General features: G+C 74.5%; 2 protein-coding genes. Both read right to left on the reverse strand.

Features of this window, described 5'->3' with window-relative positions:
• Window positions 1–13: 13 nt before the first annotated feature.
• Window positions 14–4,006 (reverse strand): non-ribosomal peptide synthetase, encoded by a 3,993-nt coding sequence (locus WME79_RS44920; protein WP_437528299.1) that lies wholly within the window; start codon window positions 4,004–4,006, stop codon window positions 14–16.
• Window positions 4,003–13,053: an amino acid adenylation domain-containing protein gene (locus WME79_RS44925; RefSeq protein WP_437528301.1), complete on the reverse strand. Its 9,051-nt coding sequence runs from the start codon at window positions 13,051–13,053 to the stop codon at window positions 4,003–4,005. Before WME79_RS44925 ends, WME79_RS44920 begins: the two co-directional genes overlap by 4 nt.
• Between the last annotated feature and the right edge of the window lie 4 nt (window positions 13,054–13,057).

Here is a 13,057-nt window from a genome sequence, read left to right on the forward strand (position 1 = left end):
CATGGGGTACTCCCTAGTGAGAAGGGTTGTTCCGCACCGGGCGCTCCAGGGCGCGCTCCGCGGGGTCCAGGACGTCCAGGGTCTCGCGTACGCGCGCATGCGCGTCGGCCCCCTGCACGGCGGCGATATGATCGCCGGGAAGAATCGCTGTGCGCACCGCTCCGGCCGTGTGCTGCTGCCAGTCCACGGGCGGGCCGCCGTGGTGCTCGATCGTCTCGGCGCTCCACCACACGTGGATGGGCGCGCCGAGGCAGCGCGGCGGCAGGTCGTTCAGGAACAGGGCCGCGTCCCGGAGCAGCGCGTACCGGTGATGGAAGGCCGCGGGCGGCACGTCGCCCGGCACGAGGCCGTGGGCCTGCGCCCACCGCACGGCCTCGTCCACCCGGTCGACCTCGCTGAGCCCCCGCAGCCGCTCGCGCAAGGCGTCGAGCTCCGCCGGCGGGAGCGCGAGCAGCGCCGCCCTGCGGTCCGGCGCGACATACTCCGCGAGCTCGTCCACGGCGTCCGGCTCGCCCCCCGCCGCCGCGTAGACGCGCGTGCGCGGCTGCGTGTCCAGGATGCCGAGGAAAGCGACCTGCTCGCCCTGCTCCTCCAGCGCCCGGGCGACGGCGAGCGCCAGCACGCCGCCCAGGGACCACCCGAGGAGATGATACGGCCCGCGCGCTTGCCGCTCCCGGACCTCGCGCGACAGGCGCTCGGCGATCCGCCCGATCGACGCGGCCTCGACCTCGCGCGCGAGCGCCGGGCCGAGATCGAGGCCGAGCACAGGCCGGTCCTCGCCGATGGCGTCGGCGAGGCCCCGGTAGGCGGTGACGTGCCGGCCCGTGGGATCCACGCAGAAGAGCGGCGGGCGCGACCCGCCCGCGCGGAGCTCGACGACGCTCGACGCCGGACCGCCGGCGTCGAGGAGCCGGGCTAGCCCCGCCACGGTCGGCGCCTCGAAGATCGCCATCAACGACAGCCCGCCGCCGAGCGCCTGCTGGATCCGGTGCATCAGCGGGATCGCCATCAGCGAGTGCCCGCCGAGGTCGAAGAAGTTGTCCTCGACGCCGACCTGCGGGCGCCCCAGGACGTCGGCCCAGATCGCCGCGAGCGTCTCCTCGACCGGCGTCCGCGGCGCGACGTACTCGCGCCGCCGGCGCGCGGCAGGGCTGGGCAGCGCCTTGCGATCCACCTTCCCGTTCGCGGTCAGCGGCAACGCGTGCAGAAGCACGAAGTCGCTCGGGTGCATGTACTCGGGGAGCCGGTCCTTGAGGAACGCGCGCAGCGCGGCCTCGTCGAGCGCTCCCTCCCGGGGGACGACGTACGCGACGATCGTCGGCCCGACCGCGCCGTCCTGGCGCGCGGCGAGGACGACCGCCTGCCCGACCGCGGGGTGCTCCCGGACCCGCGCCTCGATCTCCCCGAGCTCCACGCGGAAGCCGCGGATCTTCACCTGGTGATCGCGCCGGCCCATGAACTCGATGGCGCCGTCGGGCCGGTACCGCGCCCGATCGCCCGTCCGGTAGAGCCGCGCGCCCACGCCGAACGGGTGCGGCACGAACCGCTCCGCGGTCAGATCCGGCTGGCCCAGGTACCCGCGCGAGAGGCCGGCGCCGCCCAGGTACAGCTCGCCCACCGTGCCCACCGGCGCCGGCTCCAGGCGCTCGTCGAGGACGTACGCCTCCGCGTTGGCGAGCGGGCGGCCGATCGGCACCGACGCGCACCCGCGCCGGTCGCGCAGCGCGCGCAGCGGCAAGACCAGCGCGCCCACCGTCGTCTCGGTCGGCCCGTAGTGGTTCGCCACGGCGCAGCCGCTCGAGACCGCCGCGATGCGCTCGACGAGCGCGAGCGGCAGCGCCTCTCCGCCGAGCACCAGGAGCCGCCGCGGCAGCACCGCCGACCCCTCGCCCGTGTCGAGCAGCGCGCTCAGGTGCGAGGGCACGATCTTCAGCACGTCGATCGGCCAGCGCCGGTAGTACTCCGAGAAGAGCCGGCCGTCGGTCGCCGTCTCGTAGCCGATCACGTGCAGGCACCCGCCCGCGGCGAGCGCGCCGAAGATGCTCGTGTTGCCGAGGTCGGCGCTCAGCGTCGAGACGGTCGCGAAGTGCAGCCCGGCCTCGATGATCCCGAGCGCCTCGCACACCGAGCGGGTGTAGCTGGCGATCCCGCGGTGCGTGACGCCGACGCCCTTGGGCTCACCGGTCGAGCCCGACGTGAAGACGACGGACGCGAGATCATCGGGCAGCACCGGCACGCCCAGGTTGTCGGCAGGCTCGCCGTCGAGCAGCGCCGCGTCGTCCAGGGAGAGGACGGCGCAGTCGGTGTTCGACAGGTCCGGCAGCCGGGCGCGGACGGGCGCGTTCGTGAGCAGGACGGAGAAGCCCGCGCGCCGGATCTGCTGGGCGAGCCGCTGCACCGGGGCCTGCGGGTCGAGCGGCACGTAGGCGCCTCCGGCCTTCAGGATGGCGAGGAGGCCCGTGATCATGTCCACGGATCGCTCGCCGCAGAGGCCGACCGGGCTGCCGCCCCCAACGCCGCGCCGGCGGAGGTGGTGGGCGAGCCGGTTGGCCTGCTGGTTGAGCTCGCGGTAGGTCAGCCGCCGGTCGCCCGCGACCACCGCCAGCGCGTCGGGCTGCCGCGCAGCGTGCTCCTCGAACGCCTCGTGCAGGCACCGCGGGGGCGCGGCATCGTGCGCCGCCCCCCGGCCCTCGGAGAGCCGCCGCGCCCGCTCCGCGGGGCCCAGCAGGCCGAGGCGCGCGGCGGGCTCCGACCAGGCCTCGGCCGCGCTGCCGAGCAGCGCCCGGTACTGCTCGGCCATCGCCAGGACGCCCTCCGCCCCGCAGCGGCGCGCGTCGTGCCAGAGCGAGAGGCGCACGCGGCCCCGCCCGCGCTGCGCCGAGAGCGCGAGCTTGAGCCCGCCCGCGCCCGTGCACTGGCGCTCGACGTGCCACGCGACGCCGCCCGCCACCCTGGGCTCGGGGAGCGAGGAGAACTCGAAGCCGACGGTGCTCCCGGGCCCCCCGCCGTCCGCCTGCAGGTCGGGGTTCCAGTGCTCCTCCTCCTCGGTCACCTCCTCGACGCCGGCCTGCGCCCGGCGCACCAGCTCGGCGAACCGCTGCGCCTCGTCCACGCGGCACGGCACCGGGAGCCACTTGGCGACCGGGCCCATGACCTCCTGGACGTCCTCGATCCGCCGCCCGGCCGAGGCCACGGCGACGAGGAGCTCCCGCGACCCGGTGAGGCGCGCGAGGTGGAGCTGGAAGGCGGCGAGCAGGACCGACGAGAGCGAGGCGCCCTCGCCGCGGGCCAGCGACTCCAGCCGGCCGAGAAGCGCCGGGTCGACCTCGATGTCGACGACCTCGCCGGAGGCGCCGCCCTCCTCGGCGGCGCCCTCGAACGGGAGGACGACCGGCATCCCCGAAGGAACGGGGGCGCTCTCCGCCGAGCCGACGAGCTCGTTCTGCCACTCGGCGAACTGGGCGTACTGCACGGGCTCCACCCCGGCCTCCTGCCGCTCGCCGGCGGCGGCGTAGGCCTCGGCCAGCTCGCGGAACAGGAGGTCGAGCGTCCACGCGTCGGCAGAGAGCCCGGGCGCGGCCACGAGCAGGTCGTGCAGCCCCTCGGCGCGGCGCACCAGCCACACGTGGAGCAGCGGCCCGCGCTCCAGGTCGACCTTGAGCCGCGCGGCCTCGCGCCAGAGCGCCTCGACGTGCGCCTGCTGCTCGCCGGCCGCGCGGCCGCCCAGATCCACCCGGTGCCACGCGGGCGCCGCCCCGCCGACGGCCTGCAGCGGGAACTTGAGGCGCGGATCCCGGCGGAACGTCGTCCTCAGGATCTCGTGGCGCGCGACGACCTGGCCGAGGGCGCTGGCCAGCCGCGCGGCGTCGAGGTCTCCCTCCAGCCGGATCCACGCGCGCGTGAACACCGTGGCTCCGCTCCGGTGGAGCGCCCACAGGCGCCGCTGCTGCGGCGACAGGCGCACGCCCTGCACGCTCGGCCCGAGCTCGCTGACCTGCGCCGTCATGACGCCACCGCGCCATCCGACGTCCGCGACGCCTGCATCGCCCGCTCGGCCGTCATCATCTCGCCCATGGCCACCACGATCTTCCGCGGGCCCGAGAACGGATCGCGGCCGTGGGCCACGAGCATGTTGTCGAGCAGGATGATGTCGCCCTCCTGCCACGGGAACCGCACGGCGCAGCGCTCGTAGGCCTCGCCGAGCGCGCGCGTCGTCTCGACCTCGATCGGCGCGCCGTCGCCGTAGGTCACGTTGCGGGGCAGCCACTCCTCGCCGACCATCGCCATCAGCGACTCGCGCACCGGCGCCTCCAGGTACGCGGGGTGGTGCAGCTGGATCTGGTTGAAGAACACCTGCTCTCCCGTCTTCGGGTGCGAGAGCACGGCCGGCCCGCGCTGGCTGATCCGCAGCCGGCCGCCCGCGAGCCACTCGCACCGCATGCCGCCGGCGCGGCAGCGCTCCTCCACGACCGCGGGATCGGTGGTGTGGAAGAAGTCTTGCCAATCCACGTCGAAGCCCGGCGTGAAGTTCCGCACGTAGAGCAGCCCCGACCGCCGGAAGCGCTCGCGGACGTCGGGCGCGAGCGCCTCGTAGAGCCGCCGGCAGTCCACGATCGGCGTCGCGCCGCCCTCCGGCGCGGCCTGCACGCAGAAGAACCACTGCTTGAGCGGCCAGCGCGGCAGGTGCGAGCTCTCGTTGTGGAACAGGATGGCCTTGTCGGCCGGGTAGGGCGTCGAGCTGTAGATGTGCTGCCCGGTCTTCTCCCGCGGAAGATCGCCGTACTCGCCGAACAGCTCGCCGCAGATGGCCTGCGCGACCTGCTCGAACTCCGGGGCCGATCGGATCGGGAAGCCGCGGAACAGCACGGCCCCGTGCCGGAGCAGCTGCGCCTCGACGAACGCCCGCTCCTCGCGGGCCCATGCGGCGAGGTCCACGTCGTCCACCGCCGGCTTCACGACGAGCGGCAGCGGCCCGTCGCCCAGCGTGCTGGTCGCGACCAGCGCGCTCGGGCCCACGTCCACCTTGCGGGGGGTGATGCGCTTGAGGCTCCGGAGCCGGCCCTCGTCGCGCGTGCGTCCTTCCACGGTGCGTTCCTTCCTCTCCGCTGCCGCGAGCGCCGTCACGCGGCGGTCGGGGTCGTCCACGATGGCCCGCAGCACGGCCATGAAGTGGGCCGCCATCGCTGCGATGGTCGGCGGCTCGAACAGATCGGCGCGGTACTTCCACGCGCACGTGAGCCCCTCGTCCGTCTCCTCGACGAAGACGCCGAGGTCGAAGCGCGACACCTCCCGCTCGAGCTCCACGGCGCTGAAGCGCACCCCGGGCAGCGAGATCTCGGACGCCGGCACGTTCTGCAGCACGAAGAGCGTCTGCACGAGGGGGTGGCGGCCGGGCTCGCGGGCCGGCCGCACGGCGTCGACGACCTGCTCGAACGGCAGGTCCTGGTGCGCGTACGCGTCGAGCGTGACCTCCCGGACCCGCTGAAGGAGCTCCCGGAACGTGGGCAGGCCGCCGAGATCCGTGCGCAGGACGAGCAGGTTCACGAAGAACCCGATGAGCCCCTCGGTCTCGGCGCGGTTGCGGCCCGCGACGTCGGTGCCGACGAGGACGTCGCTCTGGCCTGTGCGGCCGAGGAGCACGACCTTGAACGCCGCGAGCAGCGTCATGAAGAGCGTGGCGCCCTCGCGCCGGCCGAGCGCGCGCAGCGCCTCGGAGAGCGCGCGGTCCACCACGATCGTGTGGCGCCCGCCGCGGTAGGTCGACGCGGCGGACCGGGGGTGATCCGGGCGCAGATCGAGCGCCGGCGGGGGGCCGGCGAGCCGCTCGCGCCAGGCGCCGAGCAGCGCCTCGCGGGTCGCGCCCTGCATCCAGCTGCGCTGCCAGACCGCGAAGTCCGCGTACTGGACCGGCAGCGGCCTCAGCGCCGGCGGCCGCCCGGCCCTCGCCGCCGCGTACAGCTCGGCCAGGTCCGCGACCAGCACGTTCATGGTCCAGCCGTCCGCCACGATGTGGTGGACGACGAGGACCAGCACGAGCTCGTCGCCGCGCAGCCGGATCGCCGTCACCCGCAGGAGCGGCCCTCGACCGAGGTCGAACGGCCGCTCCGCGCGGTCCGCGGCCAGGCGCTGGACCGCCGCGCCGCGCTCCTCGGCGGGCGTCGCCGACAGGTCCACCACCTCGAACTCCGGCGCGCCCTCGGGGGCGATCACCTGCACCGGCTCGCTCGAGGCCACGCCGAACGTGGTCCGCAGCGACTCGTGGCGCCGGACGAGCGCGGCAAGGCTCTCCCTGAGCAGCGCGACGTCGAGCGCCCCCTCGACGCGCACGGCCGCGGTCATGTTGTACCCGGCGCTGTCCGGCTCGAGCTGCGCCAGGAACCACAGGCGCTGCTGCGCGAACGAGAGCGGCAGCGGCCCCGTGCGCGGCGCCGGGACGAGCGGCGGCGGCGCGCCCGCGGCCGCGGCGCCGCCGCCCGGAGCGCGGCGCCGATCGACGTCGCGGGCGAGCTCCGCCACCGTGGGGTGGTCGAACAGGCTGCGGAGCGGCAGCTCGACGCCGAGCGCCTTGCGCACGCGCGACACCACCTGCGTGGCCAGCAGCGAGTGCCCGCCGAGCTCGAAGAAGCCCGCGTGGACGGGGACCCGCTCGAGCCCCAGCACCTCCGCCCAGATGCCCGCGAGGGCCTCCTCGGTCGGCGTCGTCGGGGCGCCGGCCGCCGCGCCGCCCGCGTCGATCGCGGGCGCCTCCGGCGCCGGCAGCGCCTTGCGGTCCACCTTGCCGTTCGGGGTGAGCGGCAGCGCGGGCAGGGCGACGAAGACGGGCGGCACCATGTAGTCGGGCAGCGTCTCCTTCAGGAACTCGCGCAGGCGATCGGGCGCAGGGGGCGCGCCGCCCTCGCCGACGACGTAGGCCACCAGCCGTTTGCCCGAGGTGCGCTCCTCCCGGACCACGACGACGGCCTCGTGGACCTCCGGGTGCCGCGCGAGGCGCGCCTCGATCTCGCCGAGCTCGATGCGGAAGCCGCGGATCTTCACCTGGTGATCCCGCCGCCCCGCGAACTCGAGGGTGCCGTCCGCGAGGCGCCGGCCGAGGTCGCCTGTGCGGTACATGCGCGCGCCGGGCGCGCCGCCGAAGGGATCGGGCACGAAGGCCTCGGCGGTGCGGGCGGGGTCGTTCAGGTAGCCGCGCCCCACGCCGATGCCCGCGACGCAGATCTCGCCGGTCACGCCGACGGGCGCGAGGTCGTCGCCCGTCACGACGTGGAGCCTCACGTTGGGCACGGGCCGGCCGATCGGCATGTGGACGACCTCGGGCCCCGGGGCCGCCATGATCGTGTGCAGCGCGACGTCGTCGGCGCACTCGGCCGGCCCGTAGGCGTTCATCAGGGGGACGCGGGGGTACCGCGCGAACCACCGGCGGGCGAGGTCGGGCGTCAGCGCCTCGCCGGTGGGCAGCATCCACCGGAGGCGCGGGAGGCGCGGCGCGTCGGCGTCCGCCGAGACGAGCTCCGCGAGCAGCGACGGGACCAGCTCCAGGACCGTGGTGCCCTGCGCCTCGGCCTCCTCCAGCAGGCGCCGCGGATCGCCCACGATCTCGTCGGGGACGATGTGGACGCGGCCGCCGCAGAGCAGCGCCGAGAGCAGCTGCCACACCGAGATGTCGAAGCACTGGGACGCGGTCTGGCCGATCACGTCCGAGGGGCCGAGCTCCAGCGCGGGGATCTTCCCCCACACGTTGTTGAGCATCCCCGCGTGCTCGACCATCGCGCCCTTCGGCACGCCGGTCGATCCGCTCGTATAGATCACGTAGGCGAGGTGGCCGGGGCCGGCGAGCCGCGGCAGGTCGTCGACGGGCGCGGGCCCGCGTTGCGCGGCGAGGCGCTCGCGCGTCACGAACCGCGGCCGCGCCGGCTCCGGCAGGTGCGCGAGCGCCTTCGCGAGTCGCGGGACCCATGCGTCCGAGGTCACGACCACGGGCGCGCGGCTCGACTCGATAACGCCGGCGATGCGCTGCTCCGGCTGGTGGGGATCGAGCGGGAGGTACGCGCCGCCGGCCTTGAGCACGCCGAGCACCGCGACGACCAGCTCGATGTCGCGCGACTCCAGCACGGCCACGATCGTGTCCGGGCCGACCCCCTGGGCCCGCAGCGCGTGGGCCACGTGGTTCGCGGCGCGGTTCAGGGCCGCGTAGGTGAGCCGGCGCCCGCGGCACGTGACGGCGTCCGCGTCCGGCGTCCTCCGCGCCTGGGCCTCAAAGAGCGCCACGTAGCTCGGCGCGGCAGGCTCCGCGCCCTTCGTGCTGTTCCACTCGCGCAGGAGCCTCTGGCGCTCGCGCTCGTCGAGGAGCGAGAGGTCGCCCAGCCGGGCGTCCGGGCGGCGGGCCATCTCGGAGAGGAGCTGGACCAGGTGGTCGAGCATCCGCCGGACGGCATCGGGCTCGAACAAGCGCCGGTCGTACGAGAGCCGGATCCCGAGCGACTCGCCCGGGTACGCCACGACCGTCATCGGATAGTTCGTGTGGACCCGGTCCTGCTCGTACGAGAGGCGAACGGCGCCGACCTGCTGCCCGAGGCGGGGATCCTTCGGCGCGTTCTCGAAGACGAGGAGGCTGTTGAACAGCGCCTGTCCCTTGGGGAGCTCGCTCCACCGCTGGATGTGCACAAGCGGCGGATACTCGAACTCGCGGATACGGTAGTTGTGGGAGAGGAGGCCCTTGAGCCACGGGAGGAGCGGCTGCTCGGGCGGCACGCGCACCCGGAGCGGCAGGCTGTTGATGAACAGGCCCACGATCGTCTCCACGCCGGGCAGATCGGTCGGTCGGCCCGCCACGGTCACGCCGAACACGACGTCGCGCTGGCCGCTGTAGCGGCTCAGGAGGAGCGCCCAGGCCCCTTGCACGAGGGTGTTGGGCGTCAGCCCGTGCTGGTGCGAGAGGCGCAGGAGCGACTCGGTCATGGCCGGGGGCAGCTCGACGAGCGCGTCGCTCACGCCGGCCCCCGCGAGCGGCGCCGCGCCGTCGGCGGCGGCTCGCTCCACGCCGAGGGGCGTCGGCTCCGCGAAGCCGCGGAGCTCCTCGCGCCAGAACCGCTCGGCCGCCGAGAGGTCCTGTTGCGAGAGCCAGGCGATGTAGTCGCGGTACGGGCGCGGCTCTGGCAGCTCCAGCGAGCGGCCCTCGCCCAAGGCCTCGTAGTACGACAGGCACTCCATCATCATCACGGAGAAGCACCAGTCGTCCGTGAGGATGTGGTGGAAGCTCCGGACGATGCGATACGCGTCGTCCTTCATGCGGATCAGCCGGATCCGCATCAACGGCGCGCGGGTCATGTCGAGCCCGGCGGCGAGCTCGGCCTCGAGCGTCTCGGCGAGGCGCCTCTCCTGCTCGGCCTCGGTCTGATCGCGCCAGTCGAGGACGTGGATGACCTCGGAGAGGTCGACCTGCCGGTGGACGACCTGGACCGGCCGCTCGAGATCCTTCCAGGCGAACGACGTCCTCAGGATGGGGTGTCGCGCCACCACCCGCTGCCAGGCCTCGACGATGAGGCCGGCGTCGAGCGGGCCGTGCCACACGTAGTGCTGCTGCATCAGGTAGATGCCGGAGCCCGGGTTCAGGAGGGTGTGAAAGAGCATGCCCTCCTGCATCGGCGAGAGCGGGTAGACGTCATCGAGCCCCGACGCGTCCGGCAGGCAGCGCGCGATCTCGTCCTCGGTGAGGCCGCTCAGCGGGAACTGCGACGTTGACTGCGACGGCGAGATGGATGGCGTCGCCTCGCGCTGCTCTCCCTGCGGCCCTCCCGCATTTCCCGGGCGTGTGGGCGCCTTTTCCGGGGCAGCGGCAGCCCGTTCCGGGGCCGCGGCGGAGACCGCGACCGCCGCGGCGGCGGCCACCGTGGGGTGGTCGAACAGGGCCTTCGGGCTCAGCTTGATGCCGCGCTGGTTGGCGCGCGCGATGACCTGCAAGCTCCGGATGGAGTCGCCGCCGAGGGCGAAGAAGTTGTCGTGGATGCCGACCCGCTCCACGCGCAGGATGTCGGCCCAGATCTGCGCGAGGGTGGCCTCGACCTCGTTCCGCGGCGCGACGAAGCCGCTCGCCTCCTGCGCGCCCGCCCGCTCGGGCTCGGGCAGCGCCGCGCGGTCGATCTTGCCGTTCGCGGTGAGCGGCAGCGCCGGCAGCGCCACGATCACGGCGGGCACCATGTAGTCGGGCAGCTGCTGCGTGAGCCGGCCGCGGAGCGCCGCCGCGTCGAGCGCCGCCGCCTCCCTGCTCACCACGTAGGCCACGAGGCGCACGGCCCCGCTGTCGTCCCGCGCCGCCACGACCGCCTCGCGCACCTCGGGCTGCTCCCGCAGCCGCGCCTCGATCTCGCCCAGCTCGACGCGATGGCCGCGCAGCTTGATCTGGTGGTCGGTGCGCCCGAGGAACTCGATCGCGCCGTTCGCGAGGAGGCGCACGCGATCTCCGGTGCGGTACAGCCGACCCCCGGCCACGCCCCCGAACGGATCCGGGACGAAGCGCTCCGCCGTCAGCTCGGGGCGAGCGTGGTAGCCGCGCGTCACGCCAGCCCCGCCCAGGTAGAGCTCCCCGGGCACGCCCACCGGTACGGGCTCAAAGTTTACACCAAGGACATATGCCTGGGTATTCGGGAGCGGCCGGCCGATCGGCACGGTCGCCCCGGAGCGGCCGTCTGCGGGGTCGATCTGCCATGTGAGCGAGCCAACGGTCGTCTCGGTGGGGCCGTAGTGGTTCACGACGGTGCAGCCCGGCGCGAGCGTCCGGATCCGCTCGATGAGCTCCCAGCTCGAGGCCTCTCCGCCGACCACGAGGCAGCGCGCCGGCAGCACGCGCTCGGGGCGCGCGGCTTCGAGGAGCGCGCCGAGGTGGCTGGGGACGATCTTGAGCGCCTCGACCCCGTGGCGGCTCATGTACTCGGCGGTCGCGTCGGGATCGAAGATCCGCGCCTCGGACAGGACGTGCAGCGCGCGGCCCGAGCAGAGCGCCCCGAAGAGCGACGTGTGCCCGAGGTCCGCGGCCACGGTCGAGACGAGCGCCATGCCGCCGCCCTCGGCGAGGGGGAGCCGCGCGAGCACGCCGCGCACGTAGTTCACGAGGTGGCGGTGCTCGACGGCCACGCCCTTCGGGCGCCCCGTCGAGCCCGAGGTGTAGATGAGGTAGGCGAGGTTGTCGGGGCGGGCCGTCTGGCCGAGCGGCGCGTCGGGCTCGGCCGCGAGGGCGCCCGCGTCGCGGTCCAGGAAGAGCAGCGCGGGACCCGGCTCGTCGAACGCGCCGGCCCACCGCTCCTGCGTGACCACGACGCGCGCGCCGCTGTCCTCCACCACGGCGCGGAGCCGCTCGCGCGGGAACTTCGGGTCGACAGGCACGTACGCGGCGCCGGCCTTGAGCGCGCCGAGCAGCGCGAGGATCATCTCGGCCGAGCGCTCGATGCACAGGACGACCCGGTCCTCGGGCCCCACGCCGAGCGCCCGCAGCCTCCACGCCAGCTGGTTCGTCTTCCGGTCGAGCTCCCCGTAGGTCAGCGCCGTCTCTTCGCAGGCGACCGCGAGCGCGCCGGGCCGCGCGGCGGCGTGCGCCTCGAAGAGCTCGTGGACGCAGGCCGCCGGCGGGGAGGCCGTGGCCGTCGCGTTCAGGTCGGTGAGCAGGCGGCGCCGCTCGGCGGCGCCCACGAGGGGCAGCTCGGCCAGGCGGGCGTGCGGCCGCGCCACCATCGCCTCGATCAGCGCGCGGCACTGGCCGAGCAGGCTGGCCGCGGCCTCGTGCGTGAGGCGGCGGCGCTCGTACGACAGGAGGAGCCCGAGCTCGCTCGACGGCTCGACGATGAGCGAAACGGGGTAGTTGTTGCGCCCGGCGGTGAGCAGGGCGTCGCCGACGCGCCCGCCGCCAGGCCGGGGCAAGGGACGGACGCGCACGTCGGTCTGGGCGCCGCTCACGTCCTCCTCGGGGTAGCTGTCGAACACAACGATGGTGTCGAAGAGGGACCGCCCGCCCGGCACGTCGCTCCAGCGCTGGACGTTGGACAGGGGGGTCCACTCGTGCTGGCGCAGCGCGCTGTTGCGGTCCTGCAGCCGCGAGAGCCAGGCGGCGAGCGGCTCGTGCTCGTCCACGTGGACCCGCACCGGCAAGGTGTTGATCAGCACGCCGACGATGGCCTCGGAGCCCGGGAGCTCCGGGGGGCGGCCCGACACCGTGGCGCCGAAGACCACGTCGCGCTCTCCGCTGTGCCGGGAGAGCAGGAGGGCCCACGCGCCCTGCACGAGGGTGTTCAGCGTGACGCGCAGCCGGCGCGCGCAGGCCGCGAGCGCCTCCGTCTCGGCCCGCGAGAAGCGCAGCGCCTGCTCGGCGCAGGGGAACGCCGCGTCGCTCGCCGCGGCCGCCGCGGCCGGGCCGGCCTCCATGGGGAGCGGCGTCGGCGCCCGGAACCCGGCCAGCGCGCCGCGGAAGAACCGCTCGGCGGCGCCTTCGTCCTGGGCCTGCACCCACGCAAGGTATTCCCGGTACGGGCGCGGCCGCGGCAGCTCGGGCGCGGTGCCCCGCACGAGCGCTTGATACACGAACAGCGCCTCTCTCAGCAGGAGCGCGAAGCTCCACCCGTCGAGCAGGAGGTGATGATGGCTGTTGATGAAATAAAAGGCCTCGTCCTCGGCCTGAGCCACCGTGAGCCGCATGAGCGGCGCCTTCAGCAGGTCGAAGCCGGCGCGCCGGTCGGCGGCCATGAGCTCGACGAGGGCCGCCTCGCGCTCGCGCGCGCCGAGCCCGCGGAGGTCGTGGCGCGCGAGCGGGATCGTCGCCCGCGGTCGGACCACCTGCACGGGCTTCGCCACGCCCTCCCAGACGAAGCCGGTGCGCAGGATCGGGTGCCGCTCCGCGAGCGCTTGCCAGGCGCGCTCGAAGACATCGAGGTCGAGCCGCCCCTCCAGGAGGAAGGCCGTCTGGACGAAGTACGGATCGGCGGACCGGTCCGAGACCGCGTGAAAGAGCAATCCCTGCTGGAGCGGGGAGAGGTAGTGAATCGACTCAACGTCTTTCTTCTTGTTCGTCATGGTC

The sequence above is a fragment of the Sorangium sp. So ce726 genome (assembly GCF_051521405.1).
Taxonomy (GTDB): Bacteria; Myxococcota_A; Polyangia; order Polyangiales; family Polyangiaceae; genus Sorangium.

Bases quoted from the DNA above. Each gene is read 5' to 3' on its own strand.
- WME79_RS44920 (WP_437528299.1), bottom strand. From the start codon at position 4,006: ATGACGGCGCAGGTCAGCGAGCTCGGGCCGAGCGTGCAGGGCGTGCGC.
- WME79_RS44925 (WP_437528301.1), bottom strand. From the start codon at position 13,053: ATGACGAACAAGAAGAAAGACGTTGAGTCGATTCACTACCTCTCCCCG.